Source organism: Brevundimonas sp. FV1ye4L (assembly GCF_058681255.1).
This window is the reverse complement of sequence record NZ_CM178734.1, coordinates 3,147,311-3,173,155: the sequence shown is the minus strand read 5'-3', so window position 1 is coordinate 3,173,155 and position 25,845 is coordinate 3,147,311. Positions and strand designations below refer to the sequence as shown.

The following is a 25,845-nucleotide window of genomic DNA, read 5'->3' as shown; positions in this document are numbered from 1 at the left end:
TTATATTCTGAAGACCATCCGGGCATATTATGGCGATGACGCCGTAGTTCGGACTTGGGGGCCGGACCCCCGCCGCCTTATGCTTCACGTCGAAAGCGACCGCGACATAGGTCTCAAACGTCACGAATGCCTCGGACTGCTCATGTGCGAGATCATTCGGGACCAGATCAGTCTGGAAGCATCACGCCCCAGCGGTCGGTGGGGACGTGCAAAGGTGGCTTACCGGCAGGGCGTGATCCTTCCGACCATCACCGACTAATCGGCAAAGACCGGTTTCCACCCTTTCCAGCCCGTGGGAATGTCTGCTTCCTGGCGCCGCGAGGGCTAGCTGACGCTGCGGTGTGGGTGGGGGGAACGAAAGGGGTGGCGGGGACACGATAGCGGGGTTGGGCACGTTCACCCCGTCATCCTCGGGCTTGACCCGAGGATCGGATGCGGATCGGGCAGTGCGCGCGCCGCGGACGCAATGCGGCGGCCCCTCCGGTCCTCGGGTCAAGCACGAGGATGACGGAGGTGGAATGAAAGCCCCGCCCCCTCGCCTGCGCGAGGGAGCGGGGCCTTCGATCAGCTGTCGGCCTGCCAGCCGCCGGCGAGGGCGCGGAACAGGGCGATCTGGTAGGTGGTGACCAGGGCGTCCGACTGGGCCAGGGCGGCGTCGGCGGCGGCCTGGGTCCGTTCGGCGTCCAGCACCAGCAGGAAGCTGTCGGCGCCGGCGTTGAAACGCTGACGCGACAGGTTGGCGGCGCGGGCGGCCTGGTCGCGGGCCTCGGTCAGAGCGGCGCGGCGGTCCAGTTCGTTGGCGTAGTTGCTGAGCGCCGTTTCGGTTTCCTGCAGGGCCGTCAGAACCGTCTGGTCGAACGTCGCCAGGGCCGCGTCGGAGCGAGCGTCGGCGGCCTTGATCTGGGCGCGGGCGGCGAAGACGTTGGGGAAGGACCAGCTGATCAGCGGACCGAAGCTGAAGCGGAAATTCTGGTCATCGCCCAGTTCGCTGGTTTCCAGGGCCGTGGAGCCGATGGAGCCGCCCAGGCTGATCTGCGGATAGAGGTTGGCGGTCGCCACGTTCACGCGGGCCGCGGCGGCGGCGAGGTTCGCCTCGGCCTGACGCACGTCGGGACGACGCGCCAGCAGAGCCGCACCGTCGCCGATCGGGATCGGCTGGCTGAGTTGCGGCGGCCGGACACAGGCGGCGGCGGCGGCCTGGCTGGCCTCGGCCGGGGTGACGCCCGTCAGGGTCGCCAGCCGGAACAGGGCCTCGTTGCGAGAGGCGCGCAGCGTCGGCAGGGTGGCCGCCGTCTGGGCCAGGGCCGCACGGGCGCTGGCCACGTCCAGGCCGGTGCCCGCCCCGCCGTCGAGCAGGGTCTGGGTCAGGTTGGCCGTATTGCGTTGCAGCTCCAGCGTCCGTTCGGCCACCGCGATCTGGGCGTTGGCAGAGCATGTGTCGGCATAGGCGCGGGTCGTCTCGGCCGCGACCGAGACCTGGACGGTGGCCAGGGCGGCCTCGGCCGCGCGGGCGTCGGCGCGGGCGGCGCGGATGGTCGATTCCACCCGGCCGAACAGATCGACCTCGTAGCTGGCCGAAAGACCGACATCATAGGTGTCGATCTCGGGCGCGTCCTCGCCGGCGGGCAAACCGGTGACCGTCGCCGCCGAGGAACGGCTGCGCTGGGCCTGGGCGCTGGTGGTCGTGGTCGGGAACCGGCCCACGCGCGCCTCGGACAGCGACGCCCGAACCACGCGCAAGTTGGCGAAGGCCGCCTCCAGCTCGTTGTTCTCGGCGAAGGCCTGACGGATCAGGCCGTCCAGCGTCGGGTCGTCGTACAGCCGCCACCAGTCGTCCCGGGCCTGAGCGGTCGAGACCGTGGTCGAGGCGGAGCCGATGAAGGCGCCCGTCCCGGCCACAGGCAGGTCGGCGGCGGGCGCCCGGGGCCCGACCGCGCAGGCGGCGAGCAAGGCGCTGGCGGCTGCGGCGGTCAGGAAGCTGAGGGTCTTGGTGCGGGTCATCAGATGTCCCCTCCCCGCCCGGTGGCCGGAGCCGGCGCATCGGGATCGGTCAGGCTGGATGTTTGATCGTAGCGTACGGCTTCAGTCTTGGTGGGCGTCGGCTTCTTGCCTTGCGGCAGTTTGGACGACATCCAACGGGTCACGACATAGAAGACCGGCGTGAAGATCAGGCCGAAGAAGGTCACCCCCAGCATGCCGGAGAAGACCGCCGTGCCCAGCGACTGGCGCATTTCGGCGCCGGGGCCGGTCGCCAGCATCAGCGGCACGACGCCGAGGATGAAGGCGAAGGAGGTCATCAGGATCGGGCGCAGACGGCTGCGGGCGGCGTGCACGGCCGCGTCGAAGCGGTTCATGCCCTCCTCCTCTTCCGCCTGTTTGGCGAACTCGACGATCAGGATGGCGTTCTTGGCCGCCAACGCGATCAGAACGACCAGCCCGATCTGGACCAGGATGTTGTTGTCCAGACCCCGCAGGTTCACCCCGACGATGGCCGCGAGCAGACACATCGGCACGATCAGGATTACCGCCAGCGGAAGCGTGAAGGCCTCATACTGGGCCGCCAGCACCAGGAAGACGAAGACCACGGCCATCAGGAAGATCATGGTCGCGCCCGATCCGGCCGCCTTCTGCTGATAGGCCAGCTCGGTCCACTCGTAGGAGAAGCCTTGCGGCAGGGTGCTGGTCGCCATCTGCTCCATGATGCCCAGAGCCTGGCCGGAGGAGACCCCCATGGCCGGGTTGCCCTGAAGTTCGGACGCCGGGAACAGGTTGTAGCGGACGATCCGCGACGGACCCGAGTCATTGACCAAGTTCGCCACCGAGCCGATCGGCACCATGGCCCCGCTGGACGAGCGGGTCTTCAAGTTGGCGATGTCGGCGATGTCGTCGCGGTACTGGGGCTCGGCCTGCGCCGTCACCCGGTAGGTGCGGCCCAGCATGTTGAAGTCGTTGACGTAGGACGAGCCCAGATAGACCCCCAGGGTGTCGAACACCGCGCTGGGCTGAACGCCCATCATCAGCGCCTTGTCGCGATCGACGTCGGCCGAGATGCGGGGCGAGCCGGTGTTGTAGGTCGAGAAGACCTGGCTGACCTGATCCGGGGCCTGGGCTGCGGCGCCCATCATGGCGAAGGTCGCCCCCTCCAGCGCGCGGTAGCCGGCGCCCGAGGTGTCCTGGATCATCATCTTGAAGCCGTTGCCGTTGCCCAGACCCTGGACCGCCGGCGGGGCGATGACGAAGATCTGCGCGTCCTCGATCTGACCCGTGGCCTGGGTGATGGCCCCGGCCAGAGCCGCGGCCGCCTCTTCCTTGGTCCGGTCCTCGAAGGGGCTCAGACGCACGAAGATGGTGGCGGCGTTGGAGCCGAACGAGAAGCTGGCGCCGTCGAGGCCGGCGAAGGCCACGGTGCCGTCGACGCCGTTGGTGTCGCGGATGATCTGGCTGGCGCGTTGCATGATCGCCTCGGTGCGATCCAGCGAGGCGCCGGCGGGCAGTTGGATGACGCCGATCAGGAAGCCCTGATCCTGCTCGGGAATGAAGCCCGAGGGCGTATCGACCAGACGCCAGGCGGTCAGGCCCAGCAGACCGGCGTAGATGATCAGGACCAGACCCACGGTGCGCACCAGGCGCGCCGTCAGACGGCCGTAGCGATCCGACAGCCAGTCGAAGCCCTCGTTGAACTTACGACCCGCCCAGCCGCCGTAATAGACGACCGAACCCAGGACGCCCGGCTTGCGCGCGTTCTCGTGGTCCTTCTTGTGCGGCTTCAGCAGCAGGGCGGCCATGGCCGGCGACAGGGTCAGCGACACGAACAGCGAGATGACCGAGGCCGAGGCGATGACCACCGCGAACTGGCGGTAGAAGATGCCCGGAATGCCCGGGACGAACATGGTGGGCACGAACACCGACACCAGCACCAGGCCGATGGCGATCAGGGCGCCGGAGACCTCCTGCATTGATCGATAGGCGGCCTCCTTGGGCGTCAGACCTTCGCTGATGGCCCGCTCCACGTTCTCGACCACGACGATGGCGTCATCGACGACGATGCCGACCGCGAGGACGAGGGCGAACAGGGACAGGGAGTTGATCGAATAGCCGAGGGCCAGTTGCACCGCGAAGGTGCCGACCAGGGCGACCGGGATAGCCACGATGGGGATGATGGCGGCACGCCAGGTCTGGAGGAAGACCATCACCACGATCACGACCAGGAAGACGGCCTCGACCAGGGTATGCTGAACCGACTCCACCGAGGCGGCGACGAATTCGGTCGGGTTATAGGGGACGGACAGGTCCATGCCGGCGGGCAGCTCGGCCTTGACGGCCTCGACCTCGGCCAGGACGCGTTCGGCGGTGCCCAGGGCGTTGGCCCCCGGCTGCTGAACAATGGCCAGACCAACGCCGCGCTGGCCGTCGAAGAAGCCGCGGATGCCGTAATCCTGGGCGCCGAGTTCGATCCGCGCCACGTCGCGCAGATAGGTGACGCGCCCTTCGCTGTCCGTCTTGAGGACGACGTTGGAAAACTGGTCCGGACTGGTCAGACGACCCTGGACCTGGATCGGCAGCTGGAAGGCGGAAGCGTTGTTCGCAAACGGCGGCTGGCCGATGGAACCGGCGGCGGCCTGGACGTTCTGGGCCTGGAGGGCGGCGACGATATCGGGGCCGGTCAGGTTGCGCTCGGCCGCCTTGGCCGGGTCGATCCAGATACGCATCGAATAGTTGCCGCCGCCGAAGACCTGGACCGCGCCCACGCCCTCGAGCCGCAGCAGCCGGTCCCGCAGCGTCGAATTGCCGTAGTTGCCGACATAGTCGTTGCTGAGCGAGCCGTCGGGCGAAGTCAGACCCAGCACCATCAGGAAGCCGCTCTCGGCCTTGTTGACCACGACGCCCGTCTGGCGGACCGCATCGGGAAGACGGGGTTCAGCCAGGGAGACGCGGTTCTGGACCAGCACCTGGGCGGCGTCGAGATCCGTGCCGGGCTGGAAGGTGACGGTGATGGCCACCGCCCCGTCCGAGGTGGACGAGGAGGTGATGTACAGCATGTCCTCGACGCCGTTCACCTCCTGCTCGATGGGAGCGGCGACGGTTTCGGCCAGGGTCTCGGCCGAGGCGCCCGGATAGGCGGCGTTGATGGTGATCGTCGGCGGCGCGATCTCCGGATACTGCGACAGGGGCAGCAGCGGATAGGCGAAGACGCCGATGATGGTGATCACCACCGAGATCACGGCCGCGAAGATCGGCCGGTCGATGAAGAAGCGGGATATGTTCATGGCTTAGTCGCCGGTGGAGAGGCTGCTGGCGAACGAACCCGTCGAAGCCGGGGCCGCCTGGGTGACCGGAGCGTCCGACGCCTGTTCGGCGACGGGGGCGATGCGGCCGTTCTTGGGCGTGACCTTGGAGCCCGGCTGGGCGGCGCGCTGGAGACCGGCGATGATCACGCGGTCGGTCGGGGCCAGGCCCGACTTGATGACGCGCAGACCCTGGACGATCGGGCCCAACTGAACGGGCTTGGCCGTGACCGAACCGTCGGCGTTGACCACCGAGACGACGCGGCGCGACTGATCGGTGCCGATGGCGGTGTCCGGCACCAGCAGGGCGTCGTAGGAGCCGGCGCCCGCGACCTGGGCGCGGCCGAACAGGCCGGGACGCAGGAAGCCGTCGCCGTTCGGCACAATGGCGCGCATGCGGATGACGCCCGACGCGGTGTCCAGCGCATTGTCCGAGAAGTCCAGGCGGCCGGTGCGGGTGAAGCCGCTCTCGTCCTGCAGGCGGATGCGAACCGGGGCGCCGTTGGCGGCGCCGCCGTCACGCAGATATTTCAGCAGGACCGCTTCCGACCCGTCGAAGACGAAGTGGATCGGCCCGCCCGAAATGATGGTGGTCAGGATGTCGCCCGCCGAAGAGCCGCCGGCGACCAGATTGCCCGGATCGACCCGACGATCCGAGACGCGACCCGAGGTCGGCGCCGTGACACGGGTGTATTCCAGATCCAGCTGGGCCGTGCGCACGGCCGCATTGGCGGCGGCGAGATTGGCCACGGCCGCGTCGACCGCAGCCTTGTTGGAATCATACTCGGCCTTGGACACCGCCTGCGAGGCCAGCAGGGTCTCGCTGCGGGCCAGGTTGGCGCGGGCCAGGGTCAGCTGCGACTGCATCTGCGCGACCTGGGCCTGAGCCTGGGCCAGAGCGGCCTGGGCCGGACGCGGGTCCAGGGTGAACAGCAGCTGGCCGCGCTGGACCATCTGGCCGTCGCGGAAGTGGACGGCCTGGACATAGCCGCCGACGCGGGCGCGAACGTCCACGCTTTCGACCGCTTCGAAGCGGCCCGTAAACTCGTCCCAGTCCACCACCTGTTGCTGCAGCGGCGTGGCCACCGTCACAGGCGGAGCGCCGCCGGGCGCCTGGCCTTCGGCCTTGGGGGAACAACCATATAGCGCACCCGTCACCATGACGGACACGGCCGCAATCTTCAGCCCGCGCATCTGCGCAATCTCCCTGTCGGAGGTAAATCCCTGTCGTGCGGACGGAGGCCGATGGGGAGTCGGCCTTGTCAACGCGTGGTGACTTAATGGTGGACATCGTGACGCTTGTCAACACGCGTTGACATAGCCATATGTGATCTACGGTTATTGGTTTTTGGAGTCACCTCCCCTTGTTATGTCCCGGCCCCCGCCCGAGGAACGCCGCCGCCACGCGCACGGCCATCCTTGACGCAGCACGCGAAAGATTCGCGGCCGAGAGCTATGACGACGTGGGCATGCGCGACATCGCCCGGGACGTCGGGGTCGATGCAGCCCTGATCAGCCGCTATTTTGGATCCAAGGACGATCTGTTCTTGGCGGCGCTGGACAGCTGCGGCGACGGCAGCGCCCTGATGGAGGGCGAGAAGGCCGATTTCGGAACGCGCGTCGCCCACGAGCTCGTCTTCGAGCCCAAGAAGGCCGAGAAGCTGCAGGGCATGTCGATCATGCTGCGCTCCATCGGCTCCGCCAAGGCGGCGGAAATGGTGCAGTCCAGCTGCACCCAGCGCTTCTTCGGCCCCCTGGAAGACTGGATCAGCGGACCGGACGCCAGGGTGCGGGCACGGCTGCTGGCGGGCTTCATCATGGGCATGTCGGTCAGCCGCGAATTGGGCGGCGGCAGCTTCGACATCGAACAGGCCGAGTGTGAAAAGATGCGCGACCGCCTGGCGCCCATTCTTCAGTCCCTGATCGACGGCTGATTCCCTGACATGAAAAAGGGCGCGGAGGTTGCCCTCCGCGCCCCGTGTCTTGTCCGATGACCGGCGCTTAGTGCGACGCGGTCGAGGTCACTTCCGCCTTGGCCTTGGTGCGGGCGCAGGCGATGGCGAAGACGGTCAGGCCCACATAGCCCGCCATAGGCACCAGGAAGGCCGGCTGAAGCGCGCCGGCGGCGTCGGCGATACGCGCCGCCACCTGCGGCAGCAGGGCGCCGCCGATGATGCCGAAGACCAGCAGACCCGAGGTCGCCGAGGTCGGCGCCGTGGACCGCTCCAGCGTCAGGGTGAAGATGGTCGGGAACATGATCGAGTTGAACAGGCCGATGGACAGGACCGCATAGGCCGCCGTCGGTCCGCCGATCTGGCTGACCAGCAGGCAGAGCGCCGCCGCAGCGACGGTGCAGCACGCCAGGACCACGCCGGGCGAGACCCGCGACAGCACCCACGAGCCGATGAACCGGCCGACCATGGCCCCCCCCCAGTAGAGGGCGACCATCTTGCCCGCCGTCTCGATCGGGGCGTTCAGGATATCGGGGCTTTCAAGGAAGTTGGTCAGCATGCCGCCAATGGCCACTTCCGAACCGACATAGAGGAAGATGGCCAGGGCGCCGAAGATCGCCCAGGGCGAGGACAGGGCCTTCAGCGGCGAGACAGCGTCAGTCGTCGCCGGGGCCGCCGCGTTGATCTTCTTGCGGGCGGTGAAGATGAAGAAGGCGACGACGGCGAAGAAGGCGCCCATGCTCAGGAAGGCCATGTCGATGCTGCGCAGCGACTGGGTGCGGGTCGCGACCGTGACCACGGCGCCGGCGGCGAAGACGCCCCCCGTCAGCAGGACGTGCGAGCCCAGCCACGGACCGACCGTGGTGCCCAGGGAGTTGAAGGCCTGGGACAGGTTCAGACGGCTGGACGCGCCCTTGCGGCTGCCCAGTTCGGCGACCAGCGGATTGGCCGCGACCTGAAGCAGGGTGACGCCCGAGGCGATGACGAACAGGGCGATCAGCACGCCCGGATACCAGTCGGCGGCCGTGGCGGCCGGCACGATCAGACAGCCCGCCACCATGACGACCAGAGCGCCGATGATCGACCGGCTATAGCCCAGCCGGCCCAGCACCGCCGCCGCCGGCAGGGACATCAGCCCATAGGCGATGAACCAGGCGAAGGTCGTCAGAAAAGCTTCGGCGTTGTTCAGATCGAACACCCGCTTCACCGCCGCGATCAGCGGATCGATCAGCGAGGTGGCGAAGCCCCAGGCGAAGAAGAGCGTGGTGACATAGGCGAAGGCCAGGGCTGTGCCCTGGCGCTTTGCGGCCTCTGGAGCGGACATGAATTCCCCCTGCGGATATGAACTAAGGACGGCCGCGCTTTGCCCGCGCGGTTCTGATCGCCTTGGTTCGGGCATCCCGAACGCGCCGTCCAGCGGAAAAGCATCGGCTGTAACCAAACTTTGGCGCATGACATGCGCCGCCGCCCGCCCCACTTCCCAATCCGAAAATAGAAAAAGGGCCGACCGGTCGCCCGGTCGGCCCTTCGTCGTTCCGCCCTGTATGCCCTACGGCCCGGGCGGCTGGACGATTAGTATTTGACCTTAAGCGTCACGCCCCAGGTGCGCGGGGCGCCCAGGTAGGCGTTGTAGGTCGCGGTGTCGGTGGCGATATTATAGTAGGTGCCGTTCGCCTGGGGCGTGGTCGTGTTGGTGAAGGCCGTGCCCTGCAGCGGGGCGGCGAAGCCGACCTGGGTGTATTCTTCCTGCAGCAGGTTCTGGCCCCAGATATCGACCGTCCAGCGCTCGTCTTCCGAACCGATGGTGATGCGGCCGTTGACGACGGTGAAGGCTTCCTGGTCCTTGTAGGGCAGCAGGTCCGAGCCGGTGTTGTAGTCGGTCGAATATTTGGCCGACAGGTTGAAGCCGCCGCGCAGGCCGCCGCCCAAAGAGCGGTCGAAGGCCAGGGCGCCGGTCAGCGACCATTCCGGAGCGAACGAGGCGCGGGCGCCCGGCAGCAGGGACAGGGCCGGGAAGCGGGCCGGGTTCGACAGATCATTGGCGCCGAAGTCCCCATATTTGGCGTCTGTGTAGGTGACGCCGCCCTGGAACGACAGGCCCTCGACCGGGGTGAACCAGACCATGTCGGCGTCGACGCCGCGCGAGGTCAGTTCGGGAATCGACTCCACCACGAAGGCGGTGCCGAGGAAGGTGTTCAGTTGGAAGTTCTCGAACTTCTGATCGAAGTAGGTGATGTTCAACAGCATGGTGCGGTCGAACAGGGTCGTCTTCAGACCCGCTTCGTAGCTGTCGACCGTCTCGGCGTCGAAGAACAGCGAGGCGTCCGGCGTCACGCCCGTCTGCACCCGGTCCATATTATAGCCGGCGCCCTTGTACCCGCGAGCGTAGGAGACATAGCCCATGATGGACGGGTTGAGCCGGTACGACGCCTTGATAGTGCCGCTGACGTCGGTGTCGCTGAACTTCTCCTGGATCCGCCGATTGTCATAGAGCGGATTGGACCAGGGCAGGCAGAGCAGCCCCACCGCCGCCGCCGGGGTGCCGACGTTCACGGTTCCAGGGATGGGCGACACGGCGCGGTTGGCCGGATTCTGGTTGGCCAGAGCGCCGCCGCAGGCCGCGCCATTGGTCCCAAGATTGTCCTGCAAGCCCAGCAGCCGCTTGCTGTCATAGGTGTAGCGCAGGCCCAGATTGATGTCGAAAGCCTCGGTCACCCGGTAAGTGTTGTTGGTGAAGACGGCGACCGACTCCGACCTCTGGGAATAGTGGTCTTCATAGGCCTTGCCGGCCGAGAACAGCGGCGCGCTCGCGCTGGGCGCCACGGCCCCCACGACGCAAAGCGGCGTGTTCGGAGCGGCGGCGGTGACCAGGAAGCCCTGCGGATTGGTGAAACAGCCCAGTCGGCTCGGGCTCGGGCCGCCGACCGAAGCCGGCAGGGTCGCCGTCAGCAGGAAGGAGGCGAAACCGTTGTAATCCGCGCCGTAGGAATAGGAGTCGTCGCGATAGACGCCTTCCTTGGTGGCGAACAGGCCGACCAGCCAGTCGAACTTGTCGGTCGTGCCGGCCAGGCGGAATTCCTGGGTAAGATTGTCGACGCCATAGCCGTTGGAGCCGTCATTCTCGCGGTGAAGGATGTCGGCGCCTGTATAGTCCAGGTCCATCCCTTGCTGGAAGGACCAGTCGCGCCACGAGGTCTGGGACGTCAAGGTGGCGTTCAGGCTGGGCAGATCGATGGTCGCCTCAGCCGAAAGCCCCATGTCCTCGATCTCTTGAGGGGTCTCGCGGTTCGAATAGGCGGTGCGGCTGAAGGGCACCGTGCCGAAACCGGCGACGGGCGGCTGCTGGCCGGGACCGTTGGGGGCGGCCAGGGCGGCGATGAAGGCCTGGGTCGGGCCGACGCGGGTCTGGACCGCCGAGCAGCAGTATTCGTCGCGCTTGGTGTAATCGGCGATCAGGCGGATCGACACCTCGTCGCTGGGCAGGATCAGCAGCTGGCCGCGGCCGGTCCAGTAGTCCTGGGTGTTGTCCTCGGTCAGGGTGCGGGGGCCGTCGCCGAGATTGACGTCGTAGAAGCCGTCACGCTCGCGGTGCGCCACGAAGATGCGGCCGGCGATCTGGTCGCTGAGCGGACCTGTCGCTGAGACCGATCCGCCGACCGCGCCATAGTTGCCGGCGGTCAGTTCGGCCGAGACCGACGGATTGAAGGACGGGCGTTCGGTGATGATGTTGATGACGCCGGCCGAGGTGTTCTTGCCGAACAGGGTGCCCTGCGGGCCCTTCAGCACCTCGATGCGGCTCAGTTCGCCCAGGTCGCCGAAGCCGACCGAGTTGCGCGAACGATAGACGCCGTCGATGACCACGCCGACCGAGGACTCCAGGCCGGGGTTGTCGCCGACGGTGCCGGCGCCGCGGATGCGGACCGTGGTCGAGGCTTCCGACTGGGTCGAGGTGACGGTCATGCCCGGCGTCAGGATCTGCAGATCCTTGATGTCCTGCACCCCGGCGCCGTCGAGGATTTCCTGCGACAGGGTGGTGACCACGATCGGCACGTCCTGCAGGCTCTGTTCGCGTTTCTGCGCGGTGACGATGATGTCGTCGATGGTGGCCGGCGCCTCCTGGGCGGCGGCCATTCCGGCAAAACCGAAGACGGCGGCGCCGACGACGGCGGCGGACACAGTGGTCCTGAGATAGCGGTTAGTGTGGCGCACGAGGCGTCCTCCCGGCTCTGAAGCCCGGTCGCGCGGAGCGACCGCAGCGTTTCCTAGTTCCCATTCGGCCCGCCTCTACGTGGAGACGCGCTCAATACGGCAGAGGCTAAGCCCGCTTCGGGCCGGGGTACAAGCGAGCGTTGTTAGCCGCGACGATTTTTCGCCGCAGTTCGACCTTCCTGTGACAAGGAAGCGACATAAAATGCTGACGTTGCGTCAGTTTTGACCTGATTTCGAGCCGATCGGTTCAATCTCGGGCTTGAGCGCAGCCGGATCAGCCTCACGGCGGCGTCCAGCCAGTCCCAGCACCAGCGCCGCCGTCAGAGCCGACAGGATCGAGCCGCCGATCACACCCAGCTTGACCTCGACCTGTTCGGGCGAATCGACCGCGCCGGGGAAGGCCAGGACCCCGATGAACAGGCTCATGGTGAAGCCGACGCCGCACAGCAGCGACACGCCATAGACCTGCAGCCAGGTCGCGTCGGTCGGGCGGGCGCCGATCTTGAGCGCCGAGGCCAGCCAGGCGGCGCCGAAGACGCCGATCTGCTTGCCGAAGAACAGGCCCAGGGCGATGGCGATGACCAGGGGCGCGAAGGCTTGGTCCATGGACAGACCGGCGAAGGAGACACCGGCCTTGGCGAAGGCGAACAGCGGCAGGACCAAATAAGCGTTCCACGGATGCAGGTCGTGCATCGCCTCCTTCAGCGGGCTCTGATGATCCTCCTTGCGGGCCTTGATCGGTACGATCATGGCGAAGGCCACGGCGGTCAGAGAAGTGCTCAGCCCCGACAGAACCGTCAGATACCAAACCGCCGCAAAGCCCAGCACCCAGAAGGGAGTCGGCAAGCGAAGCCGATGGGCGACCAGGCCGCCGACGGCGATCAGCCCCAGGGCCCAGAACAGCGGCGTCCAGTTGGCGCCGTCGCTGAACAGGACCGCGATCAGGGCGATGGCGCCCAGGTCGTCGACGATGGCCAGAGTCAGCAGGAAGACCCGCAGCGACGACGGCAGGCCCTTGCCGACGAAACCGAAGATAGCCAGGGCGAAGGCGATGTCGGTGGCGAGCGGAATGGGCCAGCCGGCGTGCGGCGCACCCATGGTTCCGGACAACAGCAGATAAACCGCCGCCGGCCCGGCCATGCCGCCGATGGCGGCCAGAACCGGCGTCGCCAGCTTGCGCGGATCGCTGAGCTCGCCGCGCACGATTTCGTATTTGATCTCCAATCCCACGACGAGGAAGAAGATCGCCATCAGACCTTCCTTGATCCAGTCGGAGATCGACTCTTCCAGCCGGATCGGGCCGAGCTGGAGCACGTGATAGCTCTTCAGCCAGGTGAAATAATCCGCCGACCAGGGCGAGTTGGCCACCAGGACGGCGGCAATGGCCGCCAGGGCCAGGGCCGAGCCGGAGGCGGCCTCGGTCTTGAGGAAATCAAGGGTAAATTTGCGCGCCACGGCGGCCTCCAGTCGGAAGGATGAGCTGTCGTGACGCCAGGTTATCGACGGGCGTCGGACCGGATTCGCCGGCTCCCGAGGAGACGACGCCAGCCTGGCCACGAACCGCGACCTGATATCTACGAAGGATAATACGAGGCGGGACGAGAGGTTCAACCGAAACCGTAACCATATCTCATTCCAAAAGCAGGTTGCGAAACCAGACCGGGGCACGCACCTAGCCCTCATGCCCCCCTCCCCCGCCTATCGCCCCGAACCGCGCGTCTTCGACCTTGGACCGGATTTCGCCGACGCGGTCGCCGCAGCGGACTTCCCCCAGACCCAACTGCGGTTCCGCAACGACCGCGCGGCCTCAGAGGTCGGCCTGGAAAGCCTCAGCGACGCGGAATGGATCGCCGCCTTCGGCCGGTTCGCGCCCCTGCCTGGCCAACCCGGCCCCCTGGCCATGCGCTATCACGGGCACCAGTTCCGCCAGTACAATCCAGACCTGGGCGACGGACGCGGCTTCCTGGCGGCGCAGATGCGCGACGCATCGGGCAGGCTGCTCGACCTGGGGACCAAGGGGTCCGGCCAGACCCCGTGGTCGCGCGGCGGCGACGGGCGACTGACGCTGAAGGGCGGGGTGCGCGAGGTGCTGGCCGCGTCGATGCTGGAGGCCCAGGGCGCGCCGACCAGCCGGGCCTTTTCCCTGATCGAGACCGGCGAGGCGCTGGAGCGGGGCGACGAGCCGTCGCCGACCCGTTCGGCCGTGCTGGTTCGCCTATCCCACTCCCATATCCGGTTCGGGACCTTCCAACGCGCGGCCTATCTGGGCCGCGTCGATCAGATCGAAGCGCTGATCGACCACGTTCGCAGCCTGTATCACCCGACGGTCGCCGCCGGGGACGCGCCCGGCCTGCTGCGGGCCATCGTCGAGGCCTCGGCGAAGCTGACGGCGCGCTGGATTGCGGCGGGCTTTGTCCACGGGGTGCTGAACACCGATAATCTGAACGTCACGGGCGAGAGCTTCGACTACGGCCCCTGGCGCTTCCTGCCTGAATACGACCCGGCCTTCACCGCCGCCTATTTCGACCAGAACGGCCTCTACGCCTTTGCGCGCCAGCCCGAGGCGGTGTTCTGGAACCTGACCCAGTTGGCCGGCTGTCTGAAGCTGGTGGCCGATGCCGAGCCCCTAACCGACGCTCTGAACAGTTTCGGCCCCGCCTATATCCGCGAACTGCGCGCGGCCTTCCTGATGCGGCTGGGCGTGCTGAGCCTGGGCGAGGCGGCGGACCAGAGACTGGTGGACGCAACCCTGGCCCTGCTGCGCGAAGGCGGCGAGGCCCTGCGCTGGGAGCCGCTGTTCTTCGACTGGTTCGGCGGCTTCGCCTCCTCGGCCCGCGCCCTGTCGGGGCCGCGCGCCAAACTGTACCAGGGCGAGGCCTTCGACGCCTTCCGTTTCGCCCTGATGGAGCACGAACCCGACCGGATCGAACGGCTGGAACACCCGATGTTCGCCGCCCGCGAGCCGGAGGAGATGCTGATCGAGGAGGTGGAGGCGATCTGGGCCGCCATCGACGCCGGCGACGACTGGGCGCCCTTCTACGCCAAGCTGGCCCGGCTGGAGGCCGCCCGCACGGCCTGGGATTTCACCGCCTGAGCCGAATCTTACGAAAGCTTCATCTCGTTTATCGATAATTACATTGCCCGTTTATCGATAACATCATATCGATAGTCACTAAGGCGTCGCGGAAGGCGACCCAGATGGAGGGCTATCGGATGAAACTCGTAGGCAAATATTCGGCCGCCAGCGCGCTGCGGTGGCTGCTCGGCTTCCTGAATGTCTTCGTCATGTTAGCGACAGTGGCAGCGGGCGGTGCCCTATTGATCAGCCTCGTCTCGCCCGACTTCGCCGCCGGCTTGATCGACGGGTTGAGGGACGCGCCGAGCGACCCGACGACCCCTCTGGGCCTGGCCGAACGCCTCACCATTCTGGGCGCCTTCCTGGCCTGCGGTTTCACCTGGTGGATCATCAACCGGCTGCGGCGGATTCTGTTGTCAGTGAACCAGGGCGACGCCTTCGAGTTCGCCAACGTCAAACGGCTCCAGGCCGTCGGTTTCGGCCTGCTGGGCATTCAGCTGACGGCCCTGATGCTGTCCTTCGTCGCGCCCCAGGCCATCGGCCAGTCCGCCTCGGACTATGAGTTCGACCTCGGCTCCTGGCTGGGCATACTGGTGGTCTTCATCCTGGCCGAGGTCTTCCGCCAGGGGTCGGCCATGCGCGACGAACATCTGACCACGGTCTGAGGGCGCGCCATGATCATTATCCAGCTGGACAGGCTGTTGCTCGAACGCCGCATGTCCCTGACCGAACTGTCCGACCGGGTCGGCGTGACCCTGGCCAATCTGTCGATCCTCAAGACCGGCAAGGCCCGCGCCGTCCGCTTCTCCACCCTGGACGCCCTGTGCCGAGAACTGGACTGCCAGCCCGGCGACCTGATCGTCCAGACGCCGGGGCCTCAACCCGAAGAGGCCTGAAGCCGCGGAAATCATCAGCACCCGTTGCTTCGGCGGCGCGAATCGGGTCATTCGCGCCGCCCCTGAAACACAAAGTCATCAGCTGATGTCATCGATTGATGTCATCGAGTGATGACAAAATCGGAAGACGCCGCTATATCCCCCCTTGCGAACGGAGCCACGCAATCCGATATCGCGGCTGTTACGAATTAGGCCCCTTCCGATGACCACCACACACCTTCCCGTCGCCCGGTCGCGCTCTCGCGCAGTCTATAAGAACGTCACCCTCTGGACCCTGCAGGGCTGGATCGCGATGTTCTTCATCGCCGCCGGCTACGCCAAGCTGACCGAGCCGATGACCAACCTCATCACCTTGATGGGCTGGCCCGCCGTAGCGCCCGAGAACATGGTGCGCGGCCTGGGCGTGGTCGAACTGGTCCTGGCGCTCGGCGTCCTGACGCCGCTCATCTCATGGCGTGTCGGTCGCCCCCTGCTGCTGACCGCTTCGGCAGGCTTGATCGTGATGGAATCGACCATGCTGGTCGTCCACGCCCTGAGCCAGGACATCGGTCTGGCGGTCGTCAACGCCATCCTGCTGGTCTTCACCCTGGCGGTGTTCCTGGGCCGTCGCACGGCCTGAGCTTTTCGCGCCCTCAACCCTTTCGCGGCTGGGCCGCACCAAGATCGATCGCCGGGGCCCTCTCCCCCCTCCTGCCCCGGTCGTCGCGCCCGGAGTCCTTCCCCAAGGCTCCGGGCTTTTCTTTGCCTGAAACGGTGTGCGACGAAAGCTTACCCTTACGCGCACGTAAAGCCTTTCCTTTACGCGCACGTAAAGCCTTTCCTTTACGCGCACGTAAAGTTATGGTGCCCTCATGGCCACCGCCGACGATCACCGCACCTATTCCATCCGCCAGCTGTGCCGCGAGTTCGACGCCACGGCCCGCGCCCTCCGATTCTATGAGGACAAGGGCCTGCTGACGCCCGCTCGCAAGGGTCAGACGCGCGTCTATGACGCCCGCGACCGCGCCCGGCTGAAACTGATCCTGAGAGGCCGCCGCATCGGCTTCACTCTGCAGGAAATCCAGGAGATGCTGGACCTGTACGATCGCAAGGATCACAACGTCCATCAGATGGCGGTGGCCCTGCGTCGCCACCGCGCCCAGATCGAGACGCTGAAGCAGCAGCTGGAGGACATCGAGGGCGCGATCCAGACGGCGGAAGACGCCTGCGCCTGGATGGAGTCCAAGCTGGGTGAACATCGCCCGGACCTGCTGCCCGGCGCCGAAGACTATGAGAAGCTGCTGCGCGCGCGCCTCAACCACGACCACCACCACCCCTTCAAAGCGAGAGCCTGACCCCCATGGCCTACAAGTCGCCCGTCCGCGATTTCACCTTCATCCTGAACGAGGTGCTGGAGATCGATCGCTACACCAACCAGCCCGGTTTCCAGGACGTCTCTTCGGACCTGGTCAACCAGATCCTGGAGGAAGGCGCCAAGTTCGCCGACGAGGTCATCGCCCCGATCAACAACCCCGGCGACAAGGAAGGCTGCCACTGGTCCGAAGGCGGCGTGGTGACTGCTCCCAAGGGCTGGAAGGAAGCCTACAAGGCCATGTCGGAAGCGGGCTGGATGGCGCTGGCGGCCGATCCGGAATACGGCGGCCAAGGCATGCCCAGCATCGTCGCCTCGGCATTCGGTCAGATGACGGCCGGCGCCTCTGCGGCCTTCTCCATGTACCCGGGCCTGACGGCCTCGGCCTATGCCGGCATCCGCGCCAGCGCCTCGGACGAGATCAAGGCCAAATACCTGCCCAAGATGGTGTCTGGCGAATGGTCCGGCACGATGAACCTGACCGAGCCCCAATGCGGCACGGACCTGGGCATGGTGCGGACCAAGGCTGTGCGCAACGACGACGGCAGCTTCTCGATCACCGGCCAGAAGATCTGGATCTCGGCGGGCGAGCACGACTTCTCGGACAACATCATCCACACCGTCCTGGCCCGCATCGAAGGCGCGGTTCCGGGCATCAAGGGCCTGTCCCTGTTCGTCGTGCCCAAATATCTGGTCAACGAGGACGGTTCGCTGGGCGAGCGCAACAGCCTCGAATGCGCCGGGCTCGAGCACAAGATGGGCATCCACGGCAACGCCACCTGCGTCATGCAATATGACGGCGCCAAGGGCTGGCTGCTGGGTGAGGAAGGCCGCGGCATGAACAATATGTTCGTGGTGATGAACGAGGCCCGCCTGGGCACCGGCCTGCAGGGCCTGGCCATCGGCACCGCCGCCTATCAGGCCGCCGCAGAGTTCGCCAAGGACCGCCTGCAGGGCCGCAGCCTGACCGGACCCAAGAACCCCGAAGGCCCGGCCGATCCGATCATCGTCCACCCCGACGTGCGCCGCATGCTGCTGGAGGCCCGCGCCTTCGTCGAAGGCGGCCAGGCCTTCATCTTGTGGACCGCCCTGCACGCCGATCTGGAGAAGTCGGAAGACGAGGCCGTGGCGACCAAGGCCAAGGATTACATGGGCCTGCTGACGCCCGTGCTGAAGGCCTACCTGACCGACAAGGGCTTCCATGTCGCCTCGCTGGCGATGCAGGTCCACGGTGGTTCGGGCTACACCGAACACTTCCCGGCCTCGCAGTATCTGCGCGATGCGCGCATCACCATGATCTACGAGGGCGCCAACGGCATCCAGGCCCTGGACCTGGTCGGCCGCAAGCTGCCGGCCAACGGCGGTCGGGCCATCATGACCTGGTTCGGCGAGATCGACGCCTTCGTGGCCGAGAACGGATCGAACGAGGCGCTCAAGCCCTTCGTCGACGGCCTGGCCGACGCCAAGAAGAAGCTGCAGGAAGGCACCATGTGGCTGATGCAGAACGGCATGGCCAACCCGGACAACGCCGGCGCCGCCTCGACCGACTATCTGAACGTCTTCGGCCTGACGGCGCTCGCCTATATGTGGGCGCAGATGGCCAAGGTGGCGCAAGCCCAGGTCGAGGCCGGCTCGACCGACCCCTACTACGCCACCAAGCTCCAGACCGGCCGCTACTTCGTCGAACGCATCCTGCCCGACGCCGGCGCGCATCTGGCCAAGATGAAGACCGGCGCGGACGTGCTGATGGCCATGCCGGCCGAGGCGTTCTGAGCCTAGACTGACGATGGAACGGGCCGGCTGATTTCGCCGGCCCGTTTTTTCTTTCCAACCAGAAGGGCGCAAAGCCCTCGGATCACAGGGACGAAACCGATGAACGTGCTGGGCAGCCCCGACCCCGAATTCATGCGCGAAGAGGAGATCACCCTCTTCTCAGACAGCGTCGGCAAATGGATCGACGAGCACGCGCCGCCCGAGAAGGTCCAGTCCTGGATCGCCCACTCCAGCGTGCCCCGCGACCTGTGGACCCAGGCCGGCGCTGACGGCCTGCTGGGCCTGTCCATGCCCGAGGAAGACGGCGGCATGGGCGGCGACTACCGCCATGAAGTCGTGCTGATGCGCCAGCTGGGCTGGAAGGGCGCAGACCATTTCGGCATCAGCCTGCACAACGCCATCGTCGCCCCCTACATCTGGCACTACGGCACGCCGGAGCAGAAGGCGCGCTGGCTGCCGCGGCTCCAGTCCGGCGAACTGGTCGGCGCCATCGCCATGACCGAACCGGGCGCGGGCTCCGACCTGCAAGGGGTCAAGACCACGGCGGTCAAGTCCGGCAACGGCTATGTCGTCAACGGCTCCAAGACCTTCATCACCAACGGCCAGCTGGCCAACTTCATCATCGTGGTCGCCAAGACCGACCCGGCCGAGGGCGCCAAGGGCACATCCCTGATCGTCGTCGAAACGGACGGGGCCGAAGGCTTTGAACGCGGCCGGAACCTGCACAAGATCGGCATGGAGGGGAACGACACCTCCGAGCTGTTCTTCAATGACGTGAAAGTCCCCGGCGACAACATCATCGGCGGCGGCGAGGGCCAGGGCTTCGTCCAGCTGATGCAGCAACTGCCCCAGGAACGGCTGAACATCGCCGTCCAGGGCGTGGCCGCCGCCGAGCGCGGCCTGGAGGCGACCCTCGCCTACGTCAAGGAGCGCAAAGCCTTCGGCAAACGGGTGATCGACTTCCAGAACACCCAGTTCAAACTGGCCGAAGTGAAGACCAAGCTGACCGTCGCCAAGGTCTTCGTCGACCATTGCATCGGCCTGCACCTGAAGGGCCAGCTCGACGCCGCCACCGCCTCAATGGCCAAATACTGGGTCACGGACATCCAGGGCGAGACCATCGACGAGATGCTGCAGCTGCACGGCGGCTACGGCTATATGAACGAATATCCGATCGCCCAGCTGTACAAGGACGCGCGAGTGCAGCGGATCTACGGCGGGACGAACGAGATCATGAAGCTGCTGATCGCGCGGACGCTCTGAACGACCGCGACCGCCCCTTGTCATCCCCGACGAAGCGAAGCGGAGATCGGGGACGAGATCAGCATCAACTTGACCACTCCCGGACAACCCGCCAGGGTTGAGCCGGGAGACGGTGTCATGGCCAAAAGCTTCTACGTCTATCTGCTCGCCAGCGGCCCATGCGGCTATCTTTATGTCGGTGTGACGAATGATATTGTGCGTCGTGTGGCTGAGCATAAGTCGGGCCTGATACCCGGATACACGGCGGAACGCGGTATCGACCAACTGGTCTGGTACGAGACCCATCAATACATCGACCAGGCGATCTTGCGCGAAAAACGGATCAAGCGCTGGCTTCGAGAATGGAAGTTCGCCTTGGTCGAAAAAGACAATCCACGCTGGCTGGATCTCTACGGTGAAGTGCGGGCGAACACTGAGCCCGGCTCGGCTGCGCCGACCGGGCCTCGGTAGGTTCAACGCCCCTTACGTCCCGGCTCTGCGCTTCGCTGCGGCCGGGATGACAAGGGCTCGCCTTCAAGTCATGTAGGGCCATGATCCGCCTCCACGTCACCAGCGCCCTCGCACCCGCCGCCCCCGTCGCCCCCACACTGGACCAGTCGCGCTATCTGACCCAGGTGATGCGGCTGAAGCTCGCGGATGAATTGCTGGTCTTCAACGGCCGCGACGGCGAATGGCGCTGCACCATCGCCGAGGTGCTGAAGAAGGGCGTCATCCTGCGGGCCGAGGCGCAGGTGCGGCCGCAGACCTATGGCCCTGACCTGGAGCTGATCGTCGCTGTGGTGAAGAAGGCGCGGGTCGAGACCATCGTCGAGAAGGCCGCCGAGCTGGGCGCGCGCAGGGTGCGGCTGGTCCTGACAAAGCGGACCAACGCGGACCGCATCCGCCTGGACCGGCTGGACGCCATCGCCGAAGAAGCCGCCGAACAGACCGGCCGGCTGGACGTGCCCCCGGTCGATGATCCGGTGAAGCTGGACGCCCTGCTGGAAGGCTGGGAGGCGGGACGCCGGCTGATGTTCTGCGACGAGACCGGCGGCGCGCCGGCGATGTCGGCCTTGCGCGATGCGGGTGCGGCCCCCCAAGACCGAAAATGGTCAATCCTGATCGGCCCCGAGGGCGGTTTCTCGCCAGAAGAAGGCGAACGCCTGCGGTCACTGCCCTTCACCACCGCCGTTTCTCTGGGTCCGCGCATACTGCGCGCCGACACCGCCGCCATCGCCGCCATGACCTTGTGGCAGGCGGCCGTGGGCGATTGGGAAAAATAGTCCTTCTCCCGTTGGGAGAAGGTGGCCCGAAGGGCCGGATGAGGGTCGGGCGGTGGGCCAAGTCGCACACCGTAACCCTCACCCTTTCGCACAAGAACGACGGCTGCGCCGCCGTGTGCTCAAGCCCTCTCCCGATGGGAGAGGGAATAAGTCGAACCCTGCCCCCTTGAGCCCGGCCTCAACCTCGCCCATCTAGCCGCGACACACGGTCGCTCAGAGATGCGCCGGAGGGGATCTGACGCATGACCGACAACGCGCCGCTGAGCCGGGACATCCTCATCGAAGCCATGTCCAAGGGCGCCAAGCCCAAGGACCAGTGGCGGATCGGCGCCGAGCACGAGAAGTTCGGCTTCGACAAAACCACCCTGGCCCGCCCCGGCTACGAAGGGCCGAACGGCATCAAGGCCATGCTGGAAGGGCTGCAAAGGTTCGGCTGGGCGCCCGTCGAGGAAAACGGCGTCCTGATCGGGCTGGAGCGTCGCAACGACGAAGGCTTCATCGCCTCGGTCAGCCTGGAGCCCGGCGGCCAGTTCGAACTGTCCGGCGCCCCGCTGAAGACCATCCACGACATCTGTTCCGAGACCGGCCAGCACCTAATGGAGGTCAAACAGGTGGCCGACCAGCTGGGCGTCGGCTTCCTGGGCGCCGGCTTCGACCCGCTGTGGACCCGCGAACAGGTGCCGGTCATGCCCAAGGGCCGCTACGACATCATGCGCGCCTATATGCCCAAGGTCGGGACCCTGGGCCTGGACATGATGCTGCGCACCTGCACCATCCAGGCCAACCTCGACTTCGACAGCGAGGCGGACATGGTGGCCAAGTTCCGCACATCGCTGGCGCTGCAACCGATCGCCACCGCCCTGTTCGCCTGTTCGCCCTTCACCGAGGGGCGGCCCAACGGTTTCCTGTCGGCGCGGGCCAATGTCTGGACCGACACCGACGCCGATCGCACCGGCATGCTGGGCTTCGTGTTCGAGGATGGGTTCGGCTTCGAGCGCTATGCCGACTATGCGCTGGACACGCCGATGTATTTCGCCAAGCGCGACGGCAAATACGTCGACGCCTCGGGCCAGTCGTTCCGCGATTTCCAGGCCGGCAAACTGCCCGCCCTGCCGGGTGAATATCCGACGATCAAGGACTGGAACGACCATCTGACCACCCTGTTTCCCGAGGTGCGGCTGAAGGCCTATCTGGAGATGCGGGGCGCTGACGGCGGCCCGTGGAGCCGGATCTGCGCCCTGCCCGCCCTGTGGGCCGGGGTTTTGTACGACGCCCCCTCGCTGGCCGCCGCCTGGGACCTGGTCAAGGACTGGGACATCGCCGACCACGAGCGCCTGCGCCGCGACGTGACCCGCCTGGGCCTGAAGGCCGAGGTGGCGGGCCGGTCCGTGCGCGACATCGCCGTCGATCTGGTCAATATCGCCAAACAGGGTCTCAAGAACCGCGCGAAATTCTCGGGCGGCATGGTGGACGAGCGCGGCTATCTGTCGGAGTTGGAAGACATCGCCGACAGCGGCGTCACCCCCGCCGAACGGCTGCTGGACCTGTATCACGGGGCCTGGTGCGGCGATGTGAAGCGCATCTACGCGGACTTCGCCTACTGAAGACAAGGCGTCCTTAACCCCGGCCCCCGTAAGGTGAGCCCCCTAAGGATAGCCCCCAATGATCAGCACCTCGATCACAGACCCGTTCACGGCCAGCGCTGCGCCCGACGTGGATCTGGACACCTTTTTCGATGTGTCCCTGGATCTGCTGGTGGTGCGAGACATCAATGGACCGGTGATCAAGGCGAGCGCCTCCTGGTTCACCGTGCTCGGCTATCGTCCGGAAGAACTGGTCGGGAGCCTGTTGCCGACCCTGATCCATCCCGAGGATCAGGAGGCCACCCGCAAGGCCATCATCGAGGTCACCAACCGGCGTCCGGGCGATCCGGTGCTGGGTCAGACCAACCGCTACCGCCACCGCGACGGTCATTACGTCACTCTGGAATGGCGCGCCCGGCGGTTCGGCGACCGCATCTACGGCGTGGCGCGCGACGTGACCCAGAAGGTGGCCGACGAGCAGGCCCTGATCGAAGCCAAGGCCGCCGCCGAAGCCGCCAACCAGGCCAAGTCCGACTTCCTGGCCAATATGAGCCACGAGATCCGCACCCCCCTGAACGGGGTAATCGGCATCATCGACGCCCTGTCGCGCACAGGTCTGGACCCTGTGCAGGCCGAGATGGTCGCCCTGATCGCCGCCTCGGGCGAGACCCTGGAACGGCTGGTGTCCGATATTCTCGACGTGTCCAAGATCGAGGCGGGGCAGTTGCAACTGGAAGCCCGCACCTTCGACCTGGACGAGGCCCTCGCGCCCGCGCTCGACATCATGCGCCAGCGCGCCGACGACAAGGGGCTGGAGTTCAGGCTCCAGCGGGGGGCAGACGCGCGCGGCGCCTTCGTCGGCGACAGCACCCGCATCCGCCAGATCCTGACCAATCTGATCTCCAACGCGGTGAAGTTCACCCATGCCGGCTCCGTCACCGTCCGCGTCGCCCTGACCGAGGCCCCCGATGGAGACGCGATGCTGCAGGTCGAGGTGGAGGACACGGGGGTCGGCTTCGACGCGGACCACGCCTCGCGCCTGTTCCACAGGTTCAGCCAGGCCGACGCCAGCATCACCCGGCGGTTCGGCGGCACGGGCCTGGGCCTGTCGATCTGCCATGCCCTGACCGATATGATGGGCGGGCGCATTTCCGCCTGTTCGACGCCCGGCGTCGGCAGCCGGTTCAGCGTTCACCTGCCGCTTGTCCGCGCGGCCGATTCTGCGGCGCTCGCCGCCTCGGCCTTCCCGATTCCGGCGTCCGACAGGCCGCAGCGCCCGCTCCGCGTTCTCCTGGCCGAGGACCATCCGACCAATCAGCGCGTGGTCCAGATGATCCTGGCGGGCCCGCAGTTCGAGCTGGTGGTTGCGGAAGACGGCGCCCGCGCCGTCGATGCCTTCAAGCAGGGGCAGTTCGACCTGGTGCTGATGGACATGCAGATGCCGGTCATGGACGGCTTGACGGCGACCCGCGCCATCCGCGCGTTCGAAGCCGAACGCGCGGCCAACGCCCACACCCCGGTCATCATGCTGAGCGCCAACGCCATGGCCGAACACCGCGACCAGGCGCGGGAAGCGGGGGCGGACAGCCATGTGCCCAAACCGATTACGGCCGCCAGCCTGCTGGCCGGCATCCAGTCCGTCCTGGCCGACTGACGCCTAAGCCGCAGATCAGGCGACGGCGGCGATCAGCGGCGGCCCGCTTTTACGCCAATCGCTGCCGATCCAGCTCAGCACCATATGGGTCAGTTCGACGATATTGATCGGCTTGGCCATACAGCCGTCCATGCCGGCGGCGGCGTATTCGGCCTTCTGCGCCGACAGGGTGTTGGCCGTCAGGGCGACGATGGGGACGGCCCCGCGATGGCCCGGCAAGGCGCGGATGGCGCGGGTGGCGGCGACGCCGTCCATGACCGGCATCTGGATATCCATCAGGATCAGGTCCCAGTCGCCTGTGCGGGCCGCCTCCAGCCCGTCGGCGCCGTTCTCGGCGGTGGCGCAGACGATGCCTTGAGCGTCCAGCACGGCGACGACCAGGGCGCGGTTGCAGTCATGATCATCGACGTAAAGAACCCGAGGCCCGCCCAGTCGCCCCTCGTCCCCTTTCGGAACGACGACGCATGCCTCTTGTGACACGGAGGCGCTGGCGTGCGGCAGAGACTCTGACGTCGCCGGCAGGGACGTGCCTTGGTCCGCCTCTTCGACGTCGCGCGCTGAATGTTCGATCATTTCATTGACCACGGACAACAACTTCTGGCCGGCGTCGTTGATGCGCGCTGCGTGGGCGGCCTGTTCGTCGTCCAGACCTGTGGTCGCCAACAGGTCCGAGAAGCCGATCACCGTGTTCAAGGGAGTGCGCAGTTCATGCGACATGTCGGTCAGGAAGGCCTGGCGCGCCTCGGCCATGGCGGCCTTCTGCTCGGCGGCGGCGCGGGCCTGTTCCGCCTGTATCCGCGCCGTCACATCATGTTCGTCCAGCAGGACGGCGACCTGGCCCGTGGCGGCGTCGGTCGTCTGTCGAACGTCGAGCTGATGCCAGCGCAGGCCCTCGCGCGTGACCACCTGGCAGACGTCGCTGACGGGGTCTCCGGCCAGGGCGGCGTCCAGCAGCGACTGGGCGCGTTCTGGTTCGGCGAAACGCGCCGCGAAACCATCGCTCGCGCCATAGGCCGCAAAGGCGGCGGGATTCGAGAAGATCGGCGCCCCGTCGGTATCGAACAGGCTAATCATCGTCGAGGTATGGCGCAGGGCCTCGGTCGCACGGTTCTGCTCGCCGTCGGCGATGAGCGGCGAGGCCTCCAGCAACATCACGGGCGTGCCGTCTTCCAGATGATAGGTCGAAATCACCGCCGATACCGAGACGGGATGTCCGTTGGGATAGAAGGTCCACTGCTCGCAGACGGCGGCGCCATCGGCGGTCTCGCGCATCAGTCGTTCGACCCGAGCCTCGGCGGCGGGGGAAAGCTGGCCGAAGCCCCGCGCCTGAAGCGCCTCCAGGCTGTCCGCCTCCCACAGCTCCAGAGCCGCCGGATTGGCGTACACCCCACGCCGACTGGCGGGGTCGAACAACCATATTGGACGACGCAGGTCGTCCCAGTCCTGCATTGGCACGGCGCGTCCCTTCTGGACGTCGATCAACAATCGTCTGTTATCAGAGGAAAGGGCTAATGAGGGGCTAAGCGCCCTCTAGGGGAACG

At 66.6% G+C, this 25,845-nt stretch carries 19 protein-coding genes; 12 read left to right on the top strand and 7 right to left on the bottom strand.

Features of this window, described 5'->3' with window-relative positions; genetic code table 11:
• Positions 1-564: 564 nt before the first annotated feature.
• Genes ACW17X_RS15350 through ACW17X_RS15340 form a run of 3 tightly spaced genes read right to left on the bottom strand, consistent with a single transcriptional unit; the run spans position 565 to position 6,479 of the window.
• Positions 565-2,001, bottom strand: coding sequence for an efflux transporter outer membrane subunit (locus ACW17X_RS15350; RefSeq protein WP_492098707.1), 1,437 nt, complete (start codon positions 1,999-2,001; stop codon positions 565-567).
• Positions 2,001-5,267: an efflux RND transporter permease subunit gene (locus ACW17X_RS15345; protein WP_492098705.1), complete on the bottom strand. Its 3,267-nt coding sequence runs from the start codon at positions 5,265-5,267 to the stop codon at positions 2,001-2,003. Before ACW17X_RS15345 ends, ACW17X_RS15350 begins: the two co-directional genes overlap by 1 nt.
• A gap of 3 nt (positions 5,268-5,270) precedes the next feature.
• A complete protein-coding gene (locus ACW17X_RS15340; RefSeq protein WP_271163636.1) occupies positions 5,271-6,479 on the bottom strand; it encodes an efflux RND transporter periplasmic adaptor subunit in 1,209 nt (402 codons plus the stop codon).
• A 170-nt stretch (positions 6,480-6,649) separates the two neighbouring features.
• Between ACW17X_RS15340 and ACW17X_RS15335 the strand changes: the two genes are divergently transcribed.
• Positions 6,650-7,219 carry a TetR/AcrR family transcriptional regulator gene (locus tag ACW17X_RS15335; protein ID WP_492098703.1) on the top strand — a complete coding sequence of 190 codons (570 nt, stop codon included), beginning with the start codon at positions 6,650-6,652 and terminating at the stop codon, positions 7,217-7,219.
• Positions 7,220-7,286: 67 nt separating this feature from the next.
• Here ACW17X_RS15335 and ACW17X_RS15330 read toward each other — a convergent pair whose 3' ends face one another.
• The 3 genes from ACW17X_RS15330 to nhaA form a co-directional block, all read right to left on the bottom strand.
• The gene (locus tag ACW17X_RS15330) at positions 7,287-8,561 is read right to left on the bottom strand and encodes a sugar MFS transporter (RefSeq protein ID WP_492098701.1); all 1,275 of its coding nucleotides are present in this window, start codon (positions 8,559-8,561) and stop codon (positions 7,287-7,289) included.
• A 248-nt stretch (positions 8,562-8,809) separates the two neighbouring features.
• A complete protein-coding gene (locus ACW17X_RS15325; RefSeq protein WP_492098699.1) occupies positions 8,810-11,446 on the bottom strand; it encodes a TonB-dependent receptor in 2,637 nt (878 codons plus the stop codon).
• A 216-nt stretch (positions 11,447-11,662) separates the two neighbouring features.
• On the bottom strand, positions 11,663-12,901 hold the full coding sequence (nhaA, locus tag ACW17X_RS15320; RefSeq protein ID WP_492098697.1) for a Na+/H+ antiporter NhaA: 1,239 nt from the start codon (positions 12,899-12,901) through the stop codon (positions 11,663-11,665).
• Between the two features lie 226 nt (positions 12,902-13,127).
• Between nhaA and ACW17X_RS15315 the strand changes: the two genes are divergently transcribed.
• From ACW17X_RS15315 to ACW17X_RS15265, 11 genes are all read left to right on the top strand, one after another.
• Positions 13,128-14,540, top strand: coding sequence for a protein adenylyltransferase SelO (locus ACW17X_RS15315; protein WP_492098695.1), 1,413 nt, complete (start codon positions 13,128-13,130; stop codon positions 14,538-14,540).
• 119 nt (positions 14,541-14,659) lie between these two features.
• Positions 14,660-15,187, top strand: coding sequence for a DUF2975 domain-containing protein (locus tag ACW17X_RS15310; RefSeq protein ID WP_492098693.1), 528 nt, complete (start codon positions 14,660-14,662; stop codon positions 15,185-15,187).
• Positions 15,188-15,196: 9 nt separating this feature from the next.
• Positions 15,197-15,418 carry a helix-turn-helix domain-containing protein gene (locus tag ACW17X_RS15305; protein ID WP_492098691.1) on the top strand — a complete coding sequence of 74 codons (222 nt, stop codon included), beginning with the start codon at positions 15,197-15,199 and terminating at the stop codon, positions 15,416-15,418.
• Between the two features lie 202 nt (positions 15,419-15,620).
• Positions 15,621-16,037, top strand: a complete 417-nt coding sequence (locus ACW17X_RS15300; RefSeq protein WP_492098689.1) for a DoxX family protein — start codon at positions 15,621-15,623, stop codon at positions 16,035-16,037.
• A gap of 232 nt (positions 16,038-16,269) precedes the next feature.
• Positions 16,270-16,752, top strand: coding sequence for a MerR family transcriptional regulator (locus tag ACW17X_RS15295; RefSeq protein ID WP_267515606.1), 483 nt, complete (start codon positions 16,270-16,272; stop codon positions 16,750-16,752).
• Between the two features lie 5 nt (positions 16,753-16,757).
• A complete protein-coding gene (locus tag ACW17X_RS15290) occupies positions 16,758-18,542 on the top strand; it encodes an acyl-CoA dehydrogenase C-terminal domain-containing protein (RefSeq protein ID WP_492098687.1) in 1,785 nt (594 codons plus the stop codon).
• A gap of 99 nt (positions 18,543-18,641) precedes the next feature.
• Positions 18,642-19,805, top strand: a complete 1,164-nt coding sequence (locus ACW17X_RS15285) for an acyl-CoA dehydrogenase family protein (RefSeq protein ID WP_492098685.1) — start codon at positions 18,642-18,644, stop codon at positions 19,803-19,805.
• Positions 19,806-19,922: 117 nt separating this feature from the next.
• Positions 19,923-20,255, top strand: coding sequence for a GIY-YIG nuclease family protein (locus tag ACW17X_RS15280; protein WP_492098684.1), 333 nt, complete (start codon positions 19,923-19,925; stop codon positions 20,253-20,255).
• A gap of 80 nt (positions 20,256-20,335) precedes the next feature.
• Positions 20,336-21,067 carry a 16S rRNA (uracil(1498)-N(3))-methyltransferase gene (locus ACW17X_RS15275; RefSeq protein ID WP_492098681.1) on the top strand — a complete coding sequence of 244 codons (732 nt, stop codon included), beginning with the start codon at positions 20,336-20,338 and terminating at the stop codon, positions 21,065-21,067.
• Positions 21,068-21,309: 242 nt separating this feature from the next.
• Positions 21,310-22,671, top strand: coding sequence for a glutamate--cysteine ligase (locus ACW17X_RS15270; RefSeq protein ID WP_492098679.1), 1,362 nt, complete (start codon positions 21,310-21,312; stop codon positions 22,669-22,671).
• Between the two features lie 58 nt (positions 22,672-22,729).
• Complete coding sequence (locus ACW17X_RS15265; protein WP_492098678.1) at positions 22,730-24,304, top strand: PAS domain-containing hybrid sensor histidine kinase/response regulator; 1,575 nt, start codon at positions 22,730-22,732, stop codon at positions 24,302-24,304.
• A gap of 15 nt (positions 24,305-24,319) precedes the next feature.
• Here ACW17X_RS15265 and ACW17X_RS15260 read toward each other — a convergent pair whose 3' ends face one another.
• Positions 24,320-25,786, bottom strand: coding sequence for a response regulator (locus ACW17X_RS15260; RefSeq protein WP_492098676.1), 1,467 nt, complete (start codon positions 25,784-25,786; stop codon positions 24,320-24,322).
• Between the last annotated feature and the right edge of the window lie 59 nt (positions 25,787-25,845).